The organism is Pseudomonas sp. PSB18 (assembly GCF_014596565.1).
GTDB lineage: Bacteria > Pseudomonadota > Gammaproteobacteria > Pseudomonadales > Pseudomonadaceae > Aquipseudomonas.
Map to the genome: position 1 here is coordinate 361,805 of NZ_NOIN01000004.1, position 21,766 is coordinate 383,570.

Sequence of the window (21,766 nt, forward strand, 5' to 3'; positions counted from 1 at the left end):
CGTCACAAGGATGTACCGCTGAGACTAGCGGGCAGTCAGTTCGATCACGCAGCACGGGCCGTCCGTGGAAATCTCCAGCAGTCCGGTGTTACCGCTCAATTGCAAACAATCGTATAGGGCCAGTTCCGCAGCGGACTCGCCGGTCTTGACGTGCAGCGCCGGGTCGGCGCTGAACACCAGCACCGTCCCCGCCTCACTGAAGAACCGCTGCTCGCCCGCCAGCCACTGTAACCGTGCCCGGTAACGCTGGGGCGAGTAGATCAGGTTGAAGTCACGAATCGGCCCGCCCAGCAACGTGCAATGAACGTGGCTCTCGCCGCTGAACGCGAAAGGGGCCAAGGGATGCAACGGCCGTGTGGCCTGACCATCGACGGTCAGGGTCATGCCATCGCCCTGCAAGACGCTGATAACGCGCTCGTAACCGGCGAAGGTGGAAAAACCGCCCGACTCACCGATGTCGGCAATCGATAGCCGCCAGCCGAAACCCTCCAGGCCGGTGCCGGCGTCGCGGGTAATTTCCTCGGTGCTGCCACCGCCGTTTTTCCACGGCATGCGCGGGTAATCCACCGCACGTAGAACCTTCAAGTCATTCACTTGTGAAACCGCCCTTCCAGACTATGACGGGAACCGGGATGAATCAGCCGCGCGGCGGTGACCGGCTGACGCCCGGACCAGGTACGACGGCGGATCAGCAGGCACGGCTCGCCTTTTTCGATCTGCAGTAACTTGCATTCATTCGGCTCGGCGAGGATCGCTTCCACCACATGCTCGCCTTCGGTCAGCGGCGCGACCTGGTTCAGATAGGCATAAGGTGTCTGCAGAGTGAAGTCCTGCTTGAGGTAGTCGGGCGCCACCAACGCGTTGACGAAGCGGTCCTCGATCTGCACCGGAATGTCGTTTTCGAAATGCACGATCAGCGAGTGGAACACCTTCTGGCCTTCACGCATGTCCAACGCCAGGGCGCGCTCGGAGCCGGCGGCCTCTTCCTCCAGGGTGATGACCTTGCAGGTGTGGCGATGGCCGCGAGAGGCGATCTCGTCAGCGATGTTGTGCACTTCGAACAGCGCGGACTGGCTCTTGGGCTCGGCCACGAACGTGCCGACGCCCTGCATGCGCACCAACAGGCCATCGGCGGTCATTTCCCGCAGGGCACGGTTGATGGTCATGCGGCTGAAGCCCAACTGATTGACCAGCTCGCTTTCCGACGGCACGCGGTAATGCGGCGGCCAGTTTCCACTGTCGATCTGCTGAGTGATCATCTGTTTGACGCGGGCGTACAAGGGTGCCGGACTGTCACCCAGGTTTGCGGCCAGCGGCGGTTTGGCAGGCGGAGTCGGCACGGCGGTTCCCTGTTCTGCTTATAAAGATTGCTAGCTTGCCGGAGTTTACCGGGCAGGCAAACGTCTGTATATGTATATACAAATTACGCACGATGAGGTTGAACCATGTCCGCCTTCTTTGCCGAACGCGCGCTGTTGCCTAGTGGATGGGCCAATGATGTACGTCTTGAAGTCGACGCCCAAGGCGTCCTGACCCATATCCAGGCCGACTCCCACGCAGACGGCGCCGAACGGCTGGACGGTCCGCTGTTGCCGGGCATGCCGAACCTGCATTCCCATGCGTTCCAACGGGCCATGGCCGGGCTGGCGGAGGTGGCGGGCAATCCCAATGACAGCTTCTGGACCTGGCGCGACCTGATGTACCGCCTGGTCGGAAAAATCAGCCCCGACCAACTCGGCATCATTACCCGACAGCTGTACATCGAAATGCTCAAGGCCGGTTACACCTCGGTCGCCGAATTCCATTACGTACACCACGACACCGACGGCACGCCTTACGCCGACCCGGCGGAGCTGGCCTTGCGCATCAGTCACGCTGCCAACACTGCCGGCATCGGACTGACGCTGCTGCCGGTGCTCTACAGCCATTCAGGTTTTGGTGGGCAGGCGCCCAATGACGGGCAGCGGCGGTTCATCAACAGCACCGAAAACTACCTGAAGCTTCAGTCTCGCTTGCAACCGATCCTGGCCGGGCAACCGCTGCAGGCGCTGGGGTTGTGTTTCCACTCCCTGCGCGCCGTCACTCCCGGACAGATCCAGGAGGTACTGGCCGCCAGCGACGCCCACTGCCCGGTGCATATCCACATCGCCGAGCAGCAGAAAGAAGTCGACGACTGCCTGAGCTGGAGCGGTGCCCGTCCACTGCAATGGTTGTATGAAAACACCGAAGTCGATCAGCGCTGGTGCCTGGTTCACGCCACCCACGCCAACGCCCAGGAAGTCAGCCTTATGGCCAGGAGCCGAGCGGTTGTCGGCCTGTGCCTGACCACCGAAGCCAACCTGGGGGACGGTATTTTTCCGGCGGTGGACTACCTCGCCCAGGGCGGGCGCCTGGGTATCGGCTCGGACAGCCATGTGTCATTGAGCGTGGTGGAAGAACTGCGTTGGCTGGAGTACGGTCAGCGCTTGCGGGATCAGCGGCGTAACCGTCTGTATCGGGCTGATCAGCCGATGATCGGGCGCACGCTGTTCGATGCGGCGCTGGAAGGTGGAGCCCAGGCACTGGGGCAACCCATCGGCGCCCTCGAAGTCGGCAAACGTGCCGACTGGCTGGTACTCGACGGCAACGACCCCTACCTGGCCACGGCCCAAGGCGACGGCATCCTCAATCGCTGGCTGTTTGCCGGCGGTGATCGCCAGGTACGGGATGTCATGGTGGGCGGCAAGTGGGTGGTGCGTAACGGGCATCACGCCGCGGAAGAAGACAGCGCCCGGGCATTTACCCAGGTATTGCGCGAACTTCTAGGCTGATCGCAAATCCCCCTGTGGGAGCGAGCCTGCTCGCGATGAGGCCTCTACATTCAACAGAGATGTTGACTGAAGGTCCGTCATCGCGAGCATGCTCGCTCCCACAGGGGTTATTTCCTGGCAGTCAATTCGACGTCCTGGCCATCTGCCGATCCGATGCGCGCCAGATCAGTCGTGTCGTGTCATAACCCTGCTGGCGTGCCTTGCTCAGCAGTTCTTCGCGCACCACACTGTTGACCGTCGGCGTACGGGACAACAGCCACATGTAGCGTCGGCTAGGGTCGCCAACGATGGCGGTCTTGTAGTCATCGCTGACGTACAACACCCAATATTGTCCCTTCGACACGCCCGGCAGGATCCGCGAGATCCAGGTGTCGAACTCGACCCAGAGCTTGTCGGTCTTGCCCGGTAGCTGGGGCGTAGCGGTGCCCTTGATTTCTTCCCACTTCCAGTCAGAGGTCAGGCAGCGATTGAACACACCCAGATTGCCGTCCGGCTTGAGGGTGTAATGAGCTTCGGATTGCGCGCAGTTGCGCTGGAAGTACATTGGCAGGCGGGCCAGCTCGTACCAGGTCCCTTGGTAACGCTTGAGATTGACACTGTCGACGGTCTTGGGCGCCAACGGGTCTTCGCCAGAAGTGGCACAGCCGGCCAATACCAGGCCAGCTAAAAGCACTAACAATAACCGCATCATTATTTTTCTCCCGTGGGCACGTAGCCCCGGTTTACTTCAGGCCTTGGCCGGAAAACATCAATACTTTCTCACCGGCATACTGCACGCTGATAAAGCTTTTCTGGTCGCCCCAGGTGCAACTGGACATGCCGAGCGCCCCCGAACAGTCGGTCGGTTTTCCCAGTAACGTTTCGACTTCGGCCTTGGACATGCCGGCCGACAGCTTGGAATAGTTTTCCTGGTTGACCTTGCTGCATGCGGTCAACAAGACGCACAAAGACAACAACGCGATAGATCGCAGGGACATCGTGAAACTCCTGGAGCGGAAGGGAGGTGGCAGGGTGCCAACCTGAAGCTTAGAAGAGAAAACCCCTATCTGGTTCCCCGGCAACCCCGGTATTTATTGGGTCAAAAGCGGGTATTTCGTCGGTAAATCAACCAGTTTGTGACTGCATCGTGCATTTCGTCGGGTTTGCGCCCTTGGCCCCTGAACCCTGGCGCTTGCGGGCCGATAAAAAGAACAGCGCGAACCCCTGCCTTATGGCAAATTGACGCCCCTTCCTGACCAGCTCCTGTGCGGTAGCGTTCTTAATGACCAGAAACATGAAATTCAGCCACAAAATCCTGCTGGCCGCAGCCCTTGTGGTAGCCGTTGCGTTCGCCTGTTTCATCCTGTTTAACGACTACCGTCAGCGTCAAAGCCTGCACAACAGCACCGAAACTTCGATGCAGGAACTCGGCAACCTGACCAGCCGTAATATCCAGACGTGGGTCGAAGGTCGTATCCAATTACTGCAATCGCTGGCCCAGCAGATCGCCGTCGACGGTAACAGCGCCGCCAGCCTCAAGCGTGCCATCGACCTGCCCGCCTATACCGGCAACTTCCAGCTCAGCTACTTCGGGGGCGTCGACGGCGTGATGTTCTCGGTGCCGGCCGGGAATCGCGCCGCCGACTACGATCCTCGCGCCCGTGGCTGGTACAAGGCCGCCAACAGCGCACAGCAAACCATCGTCACCGAACCGTATATTGCCGCCTCCTCGGGCAAACTGGTGATCACCGTCGCGACCCCGGTACAGCGTCAGAACCAGATGATCGGCGTGGCGGGTGCGGACATCGACTTGTCGAGCGTCAGCGCCATCATCAACTCGCTGAACTTCGGCGGCCACGGCCATGCATTCATCGTCAGCGCCGACGGCAAGATCCTGATCCATCCCGACAGCAAACGCATCCTCAAGACCCTGGCCGAGGCCTACCCCAACGGGGCACCGCAGGTCAGCCCGGGCATGAAGGAAGTCGAACTCGACGGCAAGACCCAGTTCATTTCCTTCACCCGGGTCAACGGCGTGCCAGGAGCCGATTGGTACGTGGCACTGGTGCTCGACAAGGACACGGCGCTGGCCATGCTCAGCGAGTTCCGTACCTCGGCGCTGATCGCCATGGTCATTGCCGTAGTGTTCATCATCACCCTGCTGGGCATGTTGATCCGCGTGCTGATGCAACCGCTGCTGACCATGGGTCGTGCGATGCATGACATTGCCGAAGGTGAAGGCGACCTGACCCGACGCCTGACCATTCATGGCCAGGATGAGTTCGGCGCCCTGGGTACCTCCTTCAACCGTTTTGTCGAGCGCATCCACACCTCGATCCGTGAAGTGGCCTCGGCCACCGGCCAGGTCAATGAAGTGGCACTGCGTGTAGTCAGCGCCTCCAACTCGTCGATGTTCAATTCCGACCAGCAAGCCTCACGCACCAGCAGCGTGGCCGCGGCCATCAACCAGCTCGGCGCCGCCGCCCAGGAGATCGCCCAGAACGCCGCCCTCGCCTCGCAACACTCCAGCGAAGCCCGTAACCTGGCCGAAGACGGTCAACAGGTGGTGGATAAAACCATCACCGCCATGCAACAACTGTCGGCCAAGATCAGCGATTCCTGTGGCAACATCGAAACCCTGAACAGCAATACGGTGAACATCGGCCAGATCCTCGAGGTCATCACCAGCATTTCCCAGCAGACCAACCTGCTCGCCCTGAACGCCGCCATCGAAGCGGCCCGCGCGGGTGAAGCCGGGCGTGGCTTCGCCGTGGTGGCCGATGAGGTGCGCAACCTGGCCCACCGCACCCAGGACTCGGCGCAGCAAGTGCAGAAAATGATCGAAGAGTTGCAAGTTGGCGCACGGGAAGCAGTGCTGACCATGACCGACAGCCAACGCCAGAGCGAGAGCAGCGTCGGTATCGCCAACCAGGCCGGCGAGCGCCTGGGCAGCGTGACCCAGCGCATCGGTGAGATCGACGGCATGAACCAGTCCGTGGCCACCGCCACCGAAGAGCAGACCGCCGTGGTGGAGTCGATCAACGTCGACATCACCGAGATCAATACGCTGAACCAGGAAGGCGTGGAAAACCTGCAAGCCACGTTACGGGCTTGTGCCGACCTTGAGCAGCAGGCGGCGCGGTTGAAGCAGTTGGTGGGCAGCTTCAGAATCTAGTGCTCTTGCGGGCCCTATCGCGAGCAGGCTCGCTCCCACAAGGGATATGCATTCCAACGTGGGGGCGAGCAGGCTCGTGATGACGGCATTAGCTATATCGAAAAATCAGAATCTGGACCTGGGCCCCTTCAAAAACTCCACTTCCTCAGCCGTAGACTCCCGCCCCAACACCCCGTTGCGATGGGGGAACCGTCCAAACCGGGCAATGATTTTCTGATGCCGCTCGGCATAGTCCAGATTGCTTTCGAACACCGCCCGATCCGCTTCCGGCTGCTCTCGAACCAGGTCGATAAACCGGGACACGGCCTCATTCTGCACGGCGAGGTTTTCGCAGTGCTCGAGCACCAGGTAGATGAATACGCGCTGGATGGGCTTGAGCTGCCGGTCGAAACCCGCCGCCAGCCCCTGGGCCACCAACGCTTGGGCGCGAAGATCGCCGGAGAAGGCCTTGGGTGTGTCGCGAAAAATCATCCGCGGGAACTGATCGAGCAGCACCACCAGGGCCAGCCAACCTTCCGGGCGTTGCGCCCAGTCGGTCAATCCGCCGGCCAGGGCCTGATCGACCTGATCGCCAAAACGCTCGCGCGCCTGGCGATCATGGTGTTTGCCGAACCACAGCTTGTTCTTTTCAGCCGCTATTTCGTCCGGTGTCTCGGCTGAACCAAACCACCAATCGAGTAACGGCTGCCAAGGCTCGGCCATGATTTATTCCTTGTGGTAGGCCGTGGCGCGGGCCACTTCTTCCTTCGAGCCGAGGAACACCGCCACGCGCTGGTGCAGGCCTTCAGGCTGGATATCGAGGATGCGCTGATGGCCGTCGGTGGATGCGCCGCCGGCCTGCTCCACCAGGAACGACATCGGATTGGCTTCGTACATCAGGCGCAGTTTGCCCGGTTTGGTCGGCTCACGACTGTCCCGTGGGTACATGAACAGGCCGCCGCGGTTCAGGATGCGGTGGACATCGGCAACCATCGCGGCCACCCAGCGCATGTTGTAGTTCTTTTTCAACGGACCTTCTTCACCGGCCAGCAACTCGCCGACGTAGCGCTGTACCGGGGCTTCCCAGTGGCGCTGGTTGGACATGTTGATGGCGAATTCCTGGGTGGTTTCAGGAATGGTGATGTTCTCGTGGGTCAGCACGAAGCTGCCCATTTCACGGTCCAGGGTGAAGCCCTTCACGCCGTCGCCCAGGGTCAGTACCAGCATGGTTTGCGGGCCGTAGATGGCATAGCCGGCGGCCACTTGCTGGGTGCCTGGCTGCAGGAAAGCCTTTTCGTTCAAGGCTTCGTTCTGGCTCAGGTACTCGTTCGGGCAACGCAATACCGAGAAGATGGTGCCGACCGGGGCGTTGATGTCGATGTTCGACGAACCGTCCAGTGGGTCGAATACCAGCAGGTAGGCACCCTTGGGGTATTTGCCCGGGATCTGGTAGGCATTGTCCATTTCCTCGGACGCCATGCCGGCCAGGTGACCGCCCCATTCATTGGCTTCGAGCAGGATCTCGTTGGAAATCACGTCGAGTTTCTTCTGCACTTCGCCTTGCACGTTTTCGGTGCCCATGCTGCCCAGGACACCACCCAGCGCGCCTTTGGATACGGCGTGGCTGATTTCCTTGCAGGCACGCGCCACCACTTCGATCAAAAAGCGCAGATCGGCAGGGGTATTGTTGCTGCGGGTCTGCTCAATCAAATAGCGACTCAAGGTAACGCGAGACATGGACGGCTCCGAAGAATAGGGGGCGGAAAAACCTGCGCAGTTTAGCGCGAGTCGGGACTTAATTCCTCCTATGAGACGGGGAATGGAGGATTGAGTTCACATCCCGCCCCACCCGGTGTGATCGGGAGCGGTGTAGGAGCTGCCGAGCGAAGCGAGGCTGCGATCTTTTCTCTGCCACTTGAGCCTCAAAAAGATCGCAGGCTTCGCCAGCTCCTACGAGATGCCATCGGCTCAGGATTTAACCGGCGGCTTGCGCAGCAGGCTGAAGGCCATCGAGCCGAGGAACAGCACGCTGAGCACCAGCACCGCCCACAGGCCGATTTTCTTCCAGTTGGTCCCGACCACGGCCGGTGCCGTCTCGGCCGCCGGCGTCGAGGTTGTGGCTCCATTCACCGTCGCCGCACCCAGGGTCGCCAGGCGCGAAGGACGGTAATCGGGCACCAGCGTCGTCAGTGGCAAGCTGGCCGCCTTCACCGTCGCGCTGCCCAGCGCCAAGCTGTAGGGCCCTTCGCCACGCGCGAGGAACACCACCTGGGTCGGGCGCACGGCAAAGCGCAGGGCCGGCGCTTCGGTACCAAGACCGCCGCCGCGCTCGTCCACCGTCAGCTTCAATTGCTGGACGGTCTGGCCGGACAACTGCAGTTGGTTCTGCACCACGTCCTGGCCATTCTGAGTCAGCCGATACAGCAAACCATTGCCCATCGGCTGCCACGGATGACTGCTCTCACGGCGCCCGGCCAGGCTCACCGGTGCCAGGCTGTTGGCCTGGTTCAGCTCGACCTGCACCTCTTCGATATTCAGCCCCATGGGCAACTGCCAGGTGTATTCACCGGCCTTCGTGGTGCTGCCGGCCAACGGCTGCGACCAGGCCAGTGGCAACGGCAGGCTTTCGCGACTGGCGCTCTGCAACTGCGCTGAAGTCAGTACCGGCGCGGAAGACGGCGAATCCCACAACAGCCGCAGGTAACGCGCCGACTGTCCTGGCAGGTTCACTTCATGCTGCTCGACCCGCTCATCGGCAAAGGTCAGGCGCGCCACCTGCCCTTCGCCCCACGCCTGCCAGTTCTGCAGGTCGTCGCTGGCTTCGATGGTAAACCGCTGGAAGCCGTCGCGTTCGCTGGTCCAGTCGAGGATCAACTGCTGCAAGGGTGCCTTGATCGCACTGGCGTCCAGCAGCCAGCCGCGCAACGCCTCTTCCCCCGCCTCGAGACGACTGGCCGGCTGGACTTCCACCAGCGTACCGTTGGCGTTCGACTGCACCCGCACGCTGGGCGCGCGCTCGTTGTCATCGGCCGCGTTGTACAACGGGAACCATTTCACGTCGGTGACGGTGCGCTGTTCCCGGCTCTGCGCCGTCTCGCGGACCAGCGCATACGCCTGGGGCTGCCCGGCCGCGTTGAAGACCCGCAGGTCGCTCAGGTCGGTTTGCCGCGCTTGCAACTGGACCTCCAGCGGCAACGGCAGGCGATACCACGGCCCTTCACCAATCAAGGTCAACGGCACCTGATGGGTGAAGTCCGCCGGTTTTTCCTGGGCCGTAGCCGACAATGCCACCCACAATCCGACCACACCCAGGCCGATCCGACTCAACTTGCGACTCAAGATGACACTCCCTCACTGACAGGCATCGGCGGCTCGGCCTCTGGAACCGTTTCCGGCCGTTTGGGCGGCAGCGGTGCGAAGTAACCCACCACCAGCAGCAATACACCCACGCCGATAAACGACACGATCCGCGCCAGACCACCACGGTTACTCAATTCGACAAAGAACAGCTTGGCCACCACCACGGCAATCAGCGCCGCACCGACCAGCCACACCTCGCGGCGATGCCGCAGGTGCCCGCCGATCATCAGGCCCAGGGCGATCAGGGTCCAGACCAGGGACAACCCGGCCTGCACGAACATGGATTCGAGCAGCGCATCGAGTTCGAACGGCACGTCCAGCCAATGGTGGGCGCTGCGCATCACCAGGGCGGTGAAGAACGCGAACAGCGAGACCCCGGCGATCAACTGGGCGACGTGCTCGGCATGGGCCCAACGGATCGCCAATTGCGCCAGCGCGCTACGGGCCCATACGTAGACACCGAACAAGGCAAACAACAGGCCCAGCTCCAATGGGTTGAGCAGCGGCACATACGGCAACGGCTCGGCGATGCCATTGCTGAAAGTGTTGGCCAGCCAGAACCACCCCAGCATCAACAGAGCCAGGGGCGCCGCCGCGTAGACGCGGTACTCCCGCGGTTGGGCCGATACTGGCCATGGCCAGGCCCGCGGCGCGGCCATCAGCACCAGGTACAGGCTCGGCAGGATCGCCCAACCCAGCCAGCGCCAGGCGTTGTATTGCTCGGACAACAGCAACAGGCCATAACGCAGCTCCAGCGCCAACACACCGATCAGCAACCAGCAACCGAGCACATGGGCGGTGCTGCGAACCGGCTCCGGGAGCATCGAGGCCAGGCGCTTGAGCGACAGGAAATGCACAGCGAACAGGATCAGCCAGGCCAGCCAGCCGAAATCCGCCGCCGGGTGATAACGGCTGTGCCAGGTCGCGACCAGCACACAGCCCGCCGCGGGAATCAGCAAGGTGCACAACAACCCCAGCGCCGGCCACTGCAAGCGCAGCGCCAGAATCGCCCACACCGCGACACTGAGGGCCGCGACAATCAGCAGCAAGCCGCCCTGCAAATGGGCCGGGGCAAAGCGCAGCACTTCGCTGACCCACGTCAGTGCCCACCAACCCGCGCCCCAGACCAACAACAGCTCGGACAACCGCTGCAAACTCAAGACATCGAATACCGCGGCCGGATGACCCCGCTGCAGACGCCACGCCCCCACCAGCGCCGCCAACCCCAGCACCATCGGCGTCCAGAAGCCACTGTGGGCCAAAGGCCGCAGACCTTCACTGTCGAGCGGTCCCAGCAAGGCCGGCCCCGCCATCAGGAAGGCCGCCCCGCCCAGCAATTGCAGGAGCAGGCCGAATATAAAACTCATGCGTTGTTTCAGATACAGGCTCAACCAGATGATCAACAGGCCACTGGCGGCCCACACGCCGCTCGCGGTTTGCCAGGGCAGGACGAACAGCACGGCGAGGTTGATCAAGGCCAGCCCCGCCAGCAACACCACCGACAGGCCACGCAGCAACCGAACGTCGTTGCGCACCATTTCGTCGCGGGCGGCCAGCAACATGCCGCCAATCAAGGCCAGGCCGATCAACGAGGCACTGAGCAAGCCGCTCCAGCCGGCGGCGAACACCGCCGCCGAATCTCCGTCAGCACCGCGCAAACGCATCAGGAACAGCGCGCCCCCCAACAGTTGCACACCGAATGCCGTAAACAGGAAGCTGCGCGATTGCAGGCGCAGGCCGACAAACAGCGTCACCAGACCGGCCAGCGCCCAGGCGATGGCGGTACCGTGGGTGAAGAAGAACATCGGCGCCAGCAGATAGAGCGAGCCCAGGCCCAACACCGCCAGCACCGGCTGCACCTGACGTTCCCAATTCGCGATGTGCCCGGGCGCCGCCTTGCGCAATTGATAGAAGCTGAACAGCAACGCGGCGCCCAGCATCAACGCCCCCAATGGGGCGCCCTGGAGCAGGCTGCTCTGGCCGATCTGCAACTCGCCGAAGAAAGCCCGCGCCGCGCCCAGCTGCAGCAACAAGGCAAACGCACGCGCCAATGGTCGCTGCTGACGCAGCCCCAGCCAGAAAATCCCCGCGCCTTCCACCGCCCATGCCGCCGTGGTCCAACGGGCGTCGAGGCCCAGAGGGATCGCCAGGCTGGTAAAAATCACCCCCAGCGCCAGGCAGGTTTCGGCCAACAACAGGGCGCGTCCCCTCATCAATACACGGGCCAGGCCCATGTAAATCATGCCCAGGAACAAGGCACTGAACGCTGCGGCCAGATCCAGGAACATCACCAGCGTGAGTTGCAAGCCGAAGCCCACCAGCGGCGGGCCGAACAGCATCGTGCCGTCCACATAATCGCCCTTGCGCGCCGACCAGCGCAGCAGCGCTTCACGGCTGTCATCCTCGGGAGCGTCGCTCATCTCCAGCAGTTTGCGCCGGGTGAACAGCAAGCCAATCGCCAGGTACATGAGGAAGAAGACGATCAGGAACGGCTCGGTGCTGAAGAACAGTGCCGGCGTGTATGAACGCAGGCCCCAGGCGATACCGATGCCGAAGGTACCGACAAAACCGATCAGGTTGAGCAGGCGCCAGGCCTTGAACCAGGCAATCGCGAGAATGCCGGTATTGAGCAGGATGAAATAGCTGAACAGCGCGACATGGTTACCGCTGCCGGTGGAGGTCAGGATCGGCGCGGCAAAGCCCCCCAGCGCGGCGGCAGCGGCCAGCCCGAGGGCGTTCTGGGTCACCGCCAGGATCGCCGAGAACACCGTGACCGCCACCAGCAACCCCAACGCAGCCTTGGAATCGAGCAGCGGGTGCAGGCGCATGGCCGCGAATACCGTCAGGTACAACACTGCGATGCCGGTGCCCTGGAGCATCAGCGCATAACTGTTGTTGCGCTGGCGCAACCACCAGCCCAGGCCCAGCAAGCCCAACGCACTGGCCGCGACACCGGCGTAACGCAGCTCGATCGGCACCACCATGCCTTCAGTGGCATAACGCAGCAGAAACGCCAGGCCGAGGAACAACAGCAGCACGCCAACCCGCAATACGGTATTGCCACCGAACAGCCAGTTACGCGCACCGGCCACGGCACGCTCGATGAAACCGGGGCCACGAGGCGTAGGCGGCGTAACAATCGGTTCCAGGGGCTCCGCTGCGCGGGCCTCGCGCCGTGAGGTGACTGGCGTGGGGGTCCAGATATCGTCGGGAAGCGGCTGACTGGCCTGGGTGACCATCGCAGGGGCCGGTGCCAGGTCGGGCGGTAGTTCCCAGACCAACTCCGGCTCGGGCTCTGCCTCGCTTCGGGCTTCGGGTTTCGGAGCCTGGGCCACCACGATTTCGGGTGCGGGTATGGGTGCGGACGCCGGTGCGCTCGGCGCCAATACCGTACCGCGCTCAAGCACGGCGAGACGTGCTTCCAGGGTCAGCAGGTCTTGCTGGGCCGCTTCCAGCAGACTCTGTTGTTTGTCGGCCTGGGCCCCAAGGCGACGCAACCGCAAGACCAGGGCGATGCCAAGCCCCGACAACGCACCTATCAGCGCATCGGCGAACGACTCATCCACCACCCAGCCGATTGCCAGGCCCAACAGCGTCAAAATCCATTGCATGGTTGATATCCCTGAGCGGCCCATTGCGGGCGTGACCGGGTGATGCGGTGCCTGGCTCAGTCTAGTGGAAACCACACAACCCTTTGTGGGAGCGGGCTCTGTGGGAGCGGAGCTTGCTCGCGATGAACGATGACGCGGTTTGCAGTTGAACCGTGTCGACTCCATCGCGAGCAAGCTTGGCTCCCACAGGGCTCGCTCCCACATGGGTCATGAGGGCTTCCAGTCCTGAGTCCGGCACACAGCCCGGCAAAACTGGCGCTCAGTATATCGACGAAGCCCACTTGCCGTTGGGCTTCGCTCACATTTCTTACAGCAAATGCTAGTCGAGGGCTTTCCAGATGTCGGTGGCGTACTCGCGGATGGTCCGGTCGGAGGAGAACCAGCCCATGCGCGCGGTGTTGAGCACCGCCGAACGCCACCACTGCTTGGAATCGTGCCAGCGCTCCTCGACCCTGGCCTGGGCGGCCCAGTAGGCATCGAAATCGGCGCAGACCAGGAAGCGGTCATAGTCCACCAGCGAATCCACCAGGCCGGTGTAGCGCATCGGATCGTCCGGCGAGAACACCCCGCCGCGAATCGCCTGCAACACATCGCTGAGGCGATGGGATGCAGCAATGTCCGGCGCGGCGCTGAATTCACCGTTGCGCTTGCGCGCTTCCACCTGCTCGGCTGTCAGGCCGAAGATGAACATATGCTCACCCCCTACCCGCTCATGCATTTCCACGTTGGCGCCATCCATGGTGCCGATGGTCAGCGCGCCGTTGAGGCCGAACTTCATGTTACTGGTGCCCGACGCCTCGAAACCGGCCGTGGAGATCTGCTCCGACAGGTCCGCCGCCGGGATGATGCTTTCGGCCAGGCTGACGTTGTAGTTGGGCAGGAACACCACCTTGAGCAGGCCACGCACGGTCGGGTCGTTATTCACCACCCGGGCGATGTCGTTGGTCAACTTGATGATCAGCTTGGCCTGGTGGTAGCTGGCGGCGGCCTTGCCGGCGAAGATTTTCACCCGCGGCACCCAGTCCACTTCCGGCTCGGCGCGAATTGCCTGGTACAGCGCCACGGTGTGCATCAGGTTGAGCAGTTGGCGTTTGTACTCGTGGATCCGCTTGACCTGCACGTCGAACATCGCCGCCGGGTTCACGGCAATGCCCAATCGCTCGTGGATCAGGTAGGCCAGGGCTTTCTTGCTGTGCAGCCGCTGTTCGGCGAACTGCTTGCGGAAGGCCTGCTTATCGGCGAACGGCTCCAGCTCGATCAGGCGCTCCTCGGGGTTGTCGAGCACGCTCGGGCCCAGGGCATCGACCATCATCGAGGTCAGTTCGGCGTTGGCCTGGAACAGCCAGCGGCGGAAGGTGACGCCGTTGGTCTTGTTGTTGATCCGTTCCGGGTAGAGCTTGTGCAGCTCGGAAAACACCGTGCTGCGCATCAGTTGCGTGTGCAACCCGGACACCCCGTTGACGCTGTGGGAACCGAGGAACGCCAGGTTGCCCATGCGCACCCGACGGCCGTTGTCTTCTTCGATCAGCGACACCGAGCGCAGCACGTCGAAATCGTGCACCCCCTTGGCCCGCAGCGAATCGATGTGCTGGGCGTTGATCAGGTAGATGATCTGCATATGCCGGGGCAGCATGCGCTCCATCAACCCCACCGGCCAGGTTTCCAGGGCTTCGGGCAGCAACGTGTGGTTGGTGTACGACAGCGTGTCCTGGGTGATCTGCCAGGCGGCGTCCCAGGCCACGTCGTAGACGTCCACCAATTGGCGCATCAGCTCGGCCACGGCGATGGACGGGTGGGTGTCGTTGAGCTGGATCGCTGCGTGATCGCCCAGGGTCAGTACCGAGGTATGCATGTTGCGATGACGGCGCAGCAAGTCCTGCAACGAGGCGGCAACGAAGAAATACTCCTGGCGCAGGCGCAGTTCCTGGCCAGCCTCGGTGCTGTCGGCCGGATAGAGCACGCGGGAAATACTTTCGGCCCGGGCGACCTCGGCCACGGCACCGAGGTGGTCGCCGGCATTGAAGCGCTCCAGGTGCAGGTCTTCCACGGCCCGGGCGCGCCATAGGCGCAGGGTGTTCACGCTCGCCCCTCGCCAGCCCACCACCGGGGTGTCATAGGCAATGGCCCGCACGGTTTCACCCGGAGACCAGACCTGCCGGGTCTTGCCGGTCTCGTCGGTGACGGTCTCGACGCTACCGCCGAATCCGATCGGGTAGACCACTTCCGGCCGTTCGAACTCCCAGGGGTTGCCGAAATCCAGCCAGTGCTCGGTCTGCTCCTGTTGCCAGCCATCGACGATCGCCTGGCGGAACAGGCCGTGCTCGTAACGAATGCCGTAACCATGGCCGGCGATACCGAGGGTCGACATGCTTTCCATGAAGCACGCCGCCAACCGGCCGAGGCCGCCGTTGCCCAGCGCCGCATCGGGCTCCAGCAGGCGGATGCGCTCCAGGTCCACACCCAGTTCGGTCAAGGCTTCGCGGGCGGTGTCCAGCAGGCCGAGGTTGCTCAGGCTGTCGTAGAGCAAACGCCCGATGAGAAATTCCAGGGAGAGGTAATAGACCCGCTTCTGGCCTTTGCGATAGATCTGCCGCGTGTGGTCCATCCAGTGCTCGACCATGTGGTCGCGGGCAGCAAGGGCAATGGCTTCGAACCAATCGTGATCAAACGCATGATCCGGGTCCTTGCCGACGGCATAAGTGAGTTTGGTCAACACGGCATCGCGAAATGCGGCCACTTCGGCCTCGCGAACAAGTGGTTCTTGAGTCATGAATAAGACCTCGAACGAGCATGGAATTGTCTGAGCCTAGACGGTCTGACAGAAGGCAAAGGCTCTTGGTTCGGTGGTTTTTCTCCCAGTGACGGAGAATTGCCGCCAGGGAATTGCCGATGGACGAATGAATGCAGGGGCCGTGCCGCCGAAGGCGGGGTTTTGCCAGGACGAAAAAAAACCGGCGGATGGTCGTTCAAAATTTCACCAGTCCCGGTATGATCGCGCGCCCTGATGCATGCTGGTACACCTAGATGATGAAGCCCAACCTGATCGCCGCCGCGGAGATCGACCGACTCGATACCTGGGCCAAGTATTCCGCCCCGATGTGCGGTTCCTGCGTGTCGAGCTGCTGCACGCTCCCGGTCGAGGTCAAGATCAAGGACCTGATCCGGATCGGCATCGTCGACGAATTCGAACTGGGCGACCCACCGAAAAACATCGCCAAGCGCCTGCAAAAGGAAGGGATCGTCGAGCGTTACAACCAGAAGTCGGAGATCTTCACCCTCCAGCGCATGAGCAACAACGATTGCCTTTATCTGGACCGCAAGAGCCGCCTGTGCACCATTTACGAGAAACGCCCGGACACCTGCCGCAATCATCCGCGGGTCGGCCCACGGCCGGGGTATTGCGCGTACAAGCCAAAGGAAGTGGAGCGCGAGCGTAATCCGCGGACGTTGGATCGGTTTTGATCGGCTGACGCTATCGCGAGCAGGCTCGCTCCCACATGGACGGTGCTGAACCTGTGGGAGCGAGCCTGCTCGCGATGAGGCCCGAATAGCCAGCACAAAATCCCAGGCATAAAAAAACGCCCCCGGTCTCGCAACCGGGGGCGTTTTTCATTCAGCCGGGGCTAGACGATCAAGCCTTGGCTTTCTTGGCAGCGCGGGTACGCTCGCTTTCGTCCAGGATCTTCTTGCGAAGACGGATGGACTTCGGCGTCACTTCGCACAACTCGTCATCCTGGATGAATTCCAGGGCCTGTTCCAGGGTGAAGCGAACAGGTGGAACCAGGGCGATGGTTTCGTCTTTACCCGAAGCACGCATGTTGTCGAGCTTCTTGCCCTTGGTAGGGTTGACACCCAGGTCGTTGTCGCGGCTGTTCAGACCAACGATCTGGCCACCGTAGACTTCCTGGCCGTGCTCGACGAACAGCTTGCCACGCGCCTGGAGGGTTTCCAGGGAGTAGGTCAGCGCCTTGCCGGTTTCTACCGAAACCAGAACGCCGTTCTGACGGCCGGACATGTCGCCGGACTTCATCACGTCGTAACGATCGAAGATCGAGGTCAGGATGCCAGCACCGTTGGTCAGGGTCAGGAACTGGTTACGGAAACCGATCAGACCACGAGCAGGGATGTTGTATTCCAGACGAACACGGCCTTTGCCATCCGGCACCATGTTGGTCAGGTCGCCCTTACGCAGGCCCATCTCTTCCATCACCTTGCCCTGGGATTCTTCCGGCAGGTCGATGGTGACGTTTTCGAACGGTTCATGCTTCACGCCGTCAACCAGACGGATGATCACTTCAGGACGGCCTACAGCCATTTCGAAGCCTTCGCGACGCATGGTTTCGATCAGTACCGAGAGGTGCAGCTCACCACGACCGGAAACCTTGAACTTGTCGGCCGAGTCACCTTCTTCAACGCGCAGTGCAACGTTGTACAGCAGCTCTTTGTCCAGACGTTCCTTGATGTTGCGGGAAGTCACGAACTTGCCTTCTTTACCGCAGAACGGCGAATCGTTGACCTGGAAAGTCATGGAAACGGTTGGCTCATCAACAGTCAGCGGCTTCATCGCTTCGACCGTGTCCGGGTGGCACAGGGTGTCGGAGATGAACAGCGCTTCCATACCGCTGATGCAAACGATGTCGCCAGCAGCTGCTTCTTCAACATCCACACGGTGCAGACCGTGGTGGCCCATCAGCTTCAGGATACGACCGTTACGCTTCTTGCCGTCGGCACCAATGGCCACGACCGGAGTGTTCGGTTTGACGGTACCACGAGCGATACGGCCAACGCCGATAACACCCAGGAAGCTGTTGTAGTCCAGGGCCGAGATCTGCATCTGGAACGGACCGTCACGGTCAACATCCGGCGCCGGTACGTTGTCGACGATCGACTGGTACAGCGGGGTCATGTCTTCAGCCATGTCGGTGTGGTCCAGACCGGCAATACCGTTCAGGGCCGAGGCGTAGACGACTTTGAAGTCCAACTGTTCGTCGGTGGCACCCAGGTTGTCGAACAGGTCGAAGATCTGGTCCAGAACCCAGTCAGGACGCGCGCCCGGACGGTCGACCTTGTTGATCACGACGATCGGCTTGAGACCGGCTTCGAACGCTTTCTTGGTCACGAAGCGGGTTTGCGGCATAGGGCCGTCCTGGGCGTCGACCAGCAGCAGCACGGAGTCGACCATCGACATCACGCGCTCTACTTCACCACCGAAGTCGGCGTGGCCCGGGGTGTCCACGATGTTGATGTGGTAGCCGTTCCAGTTGATGGCGGTGTTTTTCGCCAGGATGGTGATGCCACGCTCTTTTTCCTGGTCGTTGGAGTCCATCACGCGCTCGTCGTTGAGCTCGTTGCGCTCCAGGGTGCCGGATTGACGCAAGAGTTTGTCTACCAGGGTGGTCTTACCATGGTCAACGTGGGCAATGATGGCGATGTTGCGTAGATTTTCGATCACTTGTGTATCTCGATCAGAGGATTCGGTGTGCTGACAGGTCGTGGCAGCGATTTACGTTGAGTCCGACAAAGCCGCTACAGCTTGTCGGCGGCGTCGGGGGGCCGGTGACGCAGGCCACAGGCAAACAGCCCCGGGCACTTAGCTCGGTCGATAAACGCGCACATTGGCATGCCCCTCACTGAGCAGATGGTGGGCATGCAGGCGACTCATCACGCCTTTGTCGCAATACAGCAGGTACTGGCGAGTAGGGTCCAGTTCCTTGAAACGCGCGTTCACTGCATAGAACGGCATCGTTTGTACCTCGATACCGGCGACGCTCAACGGGTCGTCTTCAGCGTCATCCGGGTGACGGATGTCGATGATGATCTGACCGGCCAGCGCTTCGCCGACTTCTTCAATCTTGATGTCCTGGCCCAGTTCGTCGATCACTCGATCGATCGGCACCAGCCTGGCGTTTTCGAGCGCACGCTCGAGCACCGCCATGTCGAATTCTTTCTCTTCATGCTCCACGCGCCCGCGCTTGGCGGCCGTCTTCGGATTGACCGAGATGACCCCGCAGTACTCCGGCATGTGCCGGGCAAATTCGGCAGTGCCGATCGCGTTGGCGGTGTCGATGATGTCCTGCTTGTGGCTGGCGATCAGCGGGCGCAACACGAGCTTTTCGGTCACGCAGTCGATGACCGACAGGTTCGGCAGCGTCTGGCTCGATACCTGGGAAATCGCCTCGCCGGTAACCAGCGCATCGATGTGCAGGCGGTCGGCGATGCTGGACGCGGCACGCAACATCATACGCTTCAAAATGACGCCCATATGACTGTCATCGACTTTGCCGAGGATTTCTCCCAGAACTTCTTCGAACGGCACACTCACAAATAACACGCGCTGGGAGCTGCCGTACTTCTTCCAGATGAAGTGCGCCACTTCCATCACACCCAGCTCATGGGCACGCCCGCCGAGGTTGAAGAAGCAGAAATGGCTCATCAGGCCACGCCGCATGATCTGGTAGGCCGCGACCGTGGAGTCGAAACCGCCGGACATCAGCACCAGCGTCTGCTCCAGGGCACCCAGCGGATACCCGCCGATGCCGTTGTGCTGGCTGTGGATGACGAACAACCGCTGGTCGCGTATTTCAATGCGTACTTCAACTTGCGGGTTTTTCAACGAAATACCGGCGGCGCCACACTGCTGGCGCAATTGGCTGCCGACGTACCGGTCCACGTCCATCGAGCTGAACGGGTGCTTGCCCGCGCGCTTGCAACGTACCGAGAAAATCTTGCCCGCCAACGCATCGCCATAATGCAGCTTGCATTTGGCGACGATGTCGTCGAAATCCCCCAGCGGATATTCATCCACCTGCAGGAAATGCGCGATGCCTGGCATGCAGGTCAGCCGCTCCGTCATTTCCTTCAGGATCCTGGGTTCGCTGACGCGGGTTTCCAGTTCGAGATTGTCCCACACGCCATTCACCACCACGACCGGATCCAGATCACGGAGCACGGCACGGATGTTCTTGGCCAACTGCCGGATGAAACGCGTCCGGACCGGGCGGCTCTTGATGGTGATTTCGGGGAAGACTTTTACGATTAGTTTCATGAAAACAGCGCGCGAACGGCCAGCCGAAAAAGGGGGGCGCGGATTATAGCGGAAATTGCTCAAGGTTTGACCAATTAATGTGTAGATGGTTTTGAGCGCACCAAAACGGGTCGCCGACCATCCTTTGCGCTACATTACAGTGCGTAATTGTCTGACAATCCGTAGTTCAGGCCCTCTAAAGGCGTGGATTTGGTGCAAAAAACCCAAGCTGGGGCACTGGCATGCAATTTGCTCCCTTGTGAGGCAGGTTGCCATGGCAGAGTATTCGCGCCGGCATCACTCACATCTACGGGCATACCATTACCCGCCCGAAGCCACCCGGAGGACATATGTCGAAGTCGGTTCAACTCATCAAAGATCATGACGTCAAGTGGATTGATCTGCGCTTCACTGACACCAAAGGCACTCAACATCACGTAACCATGCCGGCCCGTGATGCCCTGGATGACGATTTCTTCGAAATCGGCAAGATGTTCGACGGTTCCTCCATCTCTGGCTGGAAAGGCATCGAAGCGTCCGACATGATCCTGATGCCGGACGACGAAACTGCCGTCCTGGACCCATTCACCGAAGAGCCGACCCTGATCCTGGTCTGCGACATCATCGAACCTTCGACCATGCAAGGCTATGACCGCGACCCACGCGCCATTGCCCACCGTGCCGAGGAATACCTGAAGTCCACCGGTATCGGCGACACCGCTTTCTTCGGTCCTGAGCCTGAGTTCTTCATCTTCGATTCGGTCAAGTTCAAGTCCGACATCTCCGGCTCCATGTTCAAGATCTTCTCCGAACAAGGCTCGTGGATGTCCGACCAGGACATCGAAGGCGGTAACAAGGGCCACCGTCCGGGCGTGAAAGGCGGCTACTTCCCAGTACCACCGTTCGACTTCGACCACGAAATCCGTACCTCCATGTGCAACGCACTGGAAGAAATGGGCCAGACCGTCGAAGTTCACCACCACGAAGTGGCGACTGCCGGCCAGAACGAAATCGGCGTGAAGTTCAACACGCTGGTCGCCAAGGCTGACGAAGTCCAGACCCTGAAGTATGTCGTGCACAACGTTGCCGATGCCTATGGCCGCACCGCGACCTTCATGCCGAAGCCACTGTACGGCGACAACGGTTCGGGCATGCACGTTCACATGTCGATCTCCAAGGACGGCAAGAACACCTTCGCAGGCGAAGGCTATGCCGGTCTGTCGGACACCGCCCTGTACTTCATCGGCGGTATCATCAAGCACGGTAAGGCCCTGAACGGCTTCACCAACCCGTCGACCAACTCCTACAAGCGTCTGGTCCCAGGCTTCGAAGCTCCGGTGATGCTGGCCTACTCGGCTCGCAACCGTTCCGCCTCGATCCGTATTCCTTACGTGAACAGCCCTAAAGCCCGCCGTATCGAAGCCCGCTTCCCGGATCCGGCTGCCAACCCGTACCTGGCCTTCGCCGCACTGATGATGGCCGGTCTGGACGGTATCCAGAACAAGATCCACCCCGGCGATGCCGCCGACAAAAACCTGTATGACCTGCCGCCTGAAGAGGCCAAGGAAATCCCACAGGTTTGCGGTAGCCTGAAAGAAGCCCTGGAAGAGCTAGACAAGGGCCGTGCGTTCCTGACCAAGGGCGGCGTATTCAGCGATGACTTCATCGACGCTTACATCGCACTGAAAAGCGAAGAAGAAATCAAGGTTCGCACCTTCGTACACCCACTGGAATATGAGCTGTACTACAGCTGCTGATCCAGTAGCGCTCGCACACGCGGCGTGAAACAAGAGAGGCCTCCTTCGGGAGGCCTTTTTTGTGGGTGCAG

15 protein-coding genes are annotated in these 21,766 nt (G+C 61.3%); 4 read left to right on the top strand and 11 right to left on the bottom strand.

Annotated elements, in window-relative coordinates; translation table 11 throughout:
• Positions 1 to 24: 24 nt before the first annotated feature.
• Together CGA22_RS12555 and hutC are read right to left on the bottom strand one after the other, a co-directional pair.
• A complete protein-coding gene (locus CGA22_RS12555) occupies positions 25 to 594 on the bottom strand; it encodes a HutD family protein (protein ID WP_041024734.1) in 570 nt (189 codons plus the stop codon).
• Complete coding sequence (gene hutC / locus CGA22_RS12560; RefSeq protein ID WP_041024733.1) at positions 591 to 1,340, bottom strand: histidine utilization repressor; 750 nt, start codon at positions 1,338 to 1,340, stop codon at positions 591 to 593. Before hutC ends, CGA22_RS12555 begins: the two co-directional genes overlap by 4 nt.
• 105 nt (positions 1,341 to 1,445) lie before the next feature.
• On the opposite strand from hutC, the gene CGA22_RS12565 reads away from it, so the two are divergent.
• A complete protein-coding gene (locus CGA22_RS12565) occupies positions 1,446 to 2,810 on the top strand; it encodes a formimidoylglutamate deiminase (protein ID WP_041024732.1) in 1,365 nt (454 codons plus the stop codon).
• Positions 2,811 to 2,931: 121 nt separating this feature from the next.
• On the opposite strand, the gene CGA22_RS12570 is transcribed toward CGA22_RS12565, so the two are convergent.
• A complete protein-coding gene (locus CGA22_RS12570; protein ID WP_041024731.1) occupies positions 2,932 to 3,501 on the bottom strand; it encodes a lipocalin family protein in 570 nt (189 codons plus the stop codon).
• A gap of 31 nt (positions 3,502 to 3,532) precedes the next feature.
• Complete coding sequence (gene bamE, locus CGA22_RS12575; RefSeq protein ID WP_024778082.1) at positions 3,533 to 3,787, bottom strand: outer membrane protein assembly factor BamE; 255 nt, start codon at positions 3,785 to 3,787, stop codon at positions 3,533 to 3,535.
• A gap of 284 nt (positions 3,788 to 4,071) precedes the next feature.
• On the opposite strand from bamE, the gene CGA22_RS12580 reads away from it, so the two are divergent.
• Positions 4,072 to 5,964 carry a methyl-accepting chemotaxis protein gene (locus tag CGA22_RS12580; protein WP_218187544.1) on the top strand — a complete coding sequence of 631 codons (1,893 nt, stop codon included), beginning with the start codon at positions 4,072 to 4,074 and terminating at the stop codon, positions 5,962 to 5,964.
• 105 nt (positions 5,965 to 6,069) lie between these two features.
• Here the strand turns inward: CGA22_RS12580 and CGA22_RS12585 are convergent, their stop codons facing one another.
• The 5 genes from CGA22_RS12585 to CGA22_RS12605 form a co-directional block, all read right to left on the bottom strand.
• Positions 6,070 to 6,666, bottom strand: a complete 597-nt coding sequence (locus tag CGA22_RS12585; protein ID WP_041024729.1) for a DUF924 family protein — start codon at positions 6,664 to 6,666, stop codon at positions 6,070 to 6,072.
• 3 nt (positions 6,667 to 6,669) lie between these two features.
• Positions 6,670 to 7,680: a class 1 fructose-bisphosphatase gene (locus CGA22_RS12590; RefSeq protein ID WP_041024728.1), complete on the bottom strand. Its 1,011-nt coding sequence runs from the start codon at positions 7,678 to 7,680 to the stop codon at positions 6,670 to 6,672.
• A 231-nt stretch (positions 7,681 to 7,911) separates the two neighbouring features.
• Complete coding sequence (locus CGA22_RS12595; protein WP_041024727.1) at positions 7,912 to 9,282, bottom strand: DUF3999 domain-containing protein; 1,371 nt, start codon at positions 9,280 to 9,282, stop codon at positions 7,912 to 7,914.
• A complete protein-coding gene (locus CGA22_RS12600; protein WP_041024726.1) occupies positions 9,279 to 12,914 on the bottom strand; it encodes a DUF2339 domain-containing protein in 3,636 nt (1,211 codons plus the stop codon). The genes CGA22_RS12595 and CGA22_RS12600 overlap by 4 nt, the downstream gene beginning before the upstream one ends.
• A gap of 319 nt (positions 12,915 to 13,233) precedes the next feature.
• Complete coding sequence (locus tag CGA22_RS12605) at positions 13,234 to 15,684, bottom strand: glycogen/starch/alpha-glucan phosphorylase (RefSeq protein WP_041024725.1); 2,451 nt, start codon at positions 15,682 to 15,684, stop codon at positions 13,234 to 13,236.
• A gap of 254 nt (positions 15,685 to 15,938) precedes the next feature.
• On the opposite strand from CGA22_RS12605, the gene CGA22_RS12610 reads away from it, so the two are divergent.
• Positions 15,939 to 16,376: a YkgJ family cysteine cluster protein gene (locus tag CGA22_RS12610; RefSeq protein ID WP_024778075.1), complete on the top strand. Its 438-nt coding sequence runs from the start codon at positions 15,939 to 15,941 to the stop codon at positions 16,374 to 16,376.
• Positions 16,377 to 16,545: 169 nt separating this feature from the next.
• Here CGA22_RS12610 and typA read toward each other — a convergent pair whose 3' ends face one another.
• Positions 16,546 to 18,366, bottom strand: a complete 1,821-nt coding sequence (gene typA, locus CGA22_RS12615) for a translational GTPase TypA (RefSeq protein ID WP_041024724.1) — start codon at positions 18,364 to 18,366, stop codon at positions 16,546 to 16,548.
• 138 nt (positions 18,367 to 18,504) lie between these two features.
• Entirely contained in the window at positions 18,505 to 19,959 is a 1,455-nt protein-coding gene (gene thiI / locus CGA22_RS12620) for a tRNA uracil 4-sulfurtransferase ThiI (protein ID WP_041024723.1), read from the bottom strand.
• Positions 19,960 to 20,288: 329 nt separating this feature from the next.
• On the opposite strand from thiI, the gene glnA reads away from it, so the two are divergent.
• Positions 20,289 to 21,695, top strand: a complete 1,407-nt coding sequence (gene glnA, locus CGA22_RS12625; protein ID WP_041024722.1) for a glutamate--ammonia ligase — start codon at positions 20,289 to 20,291, stop codon at positions 21,693 to 21,695.
• Positions 21,696 to 21,766 lie beyond the last annotated feature (71 nt).

Coding starts and splice junctions, on each gene's coding strand:
- CGA22_RS12565 (WP_041024732.1), top strand. CDS start 1,446: ATGTCCGCCTTCTTTGCCGAACGCGCGCTGTTGCCTAGTGGATGGGCC.
- CGA22_RS12570 (WP_041024731.1), bottom strand. CDS start 3,501: ATGATGCGGTTATTGTTAGTGCTTTTAGCTGGCCTGGTATTGGCCGGC.
- bamE (WP_024778082.1), bottom strand. CDS start 3,787: ATGTCCCTGCGATCTATCGCGTTGTTGTCTTTGTGCGTCTTGTTGACC.
- CGA22_RS12580 (WP_218187544.1), top strand. CDS start 4,072: ATGACCAGAAACATGAAATTCAGCCACAAAATCCTGCTGGCCGCAGCC.
- CGA22_RS12585 (WP_041024729.1), bottom strand. CDS start 6,666: ATGGCCGAGCCTTGGCAGCCGTTACTCGATTGGTGGTTTGGTTCAGCC.
- CGA22_RS12590 (WP_041024728.1), bottom strand. CDS start 7,680: ATGTCTCGCGTTACCTTGAGTCGCTATTTGATTGAGCAGACCCGCAGC.
- CGA22_RS12600 (WP_041024726.1), bottom strand. CDS start 12,914: ATGCAATGGATTTTGACGCTGTTGGGCCTGGCAATCGGCTGGGTGGTG.
- CGA22_RS12605 (WP_041024725.1), bottom strand. CDS start 15,684: ATGACTCAAGAACCACTTGTTCGCGAGGCCGAAGTGGCCGCATTTCGC.
- CGA22_RS12610 (WP_024778075.1), top strand. CDS start 15,939: ATGATGAAGCCCAACCTGATCGCCGCCGCGGAGATCGACCGACTCGAT.
- thiI (WP_041024723.1), bottom strand. CDS start 19,959: ATGAAACTAATCGTAAAAGTCTTCCCCGAAATCACCATCAAGAGCCGC.
- glnA (WP_041024722.1), top strand. CDS start 20,289: ATGTCGAAGTCGGTTCAACTCATCAAAGATCATGACGTCAAGTGGATT.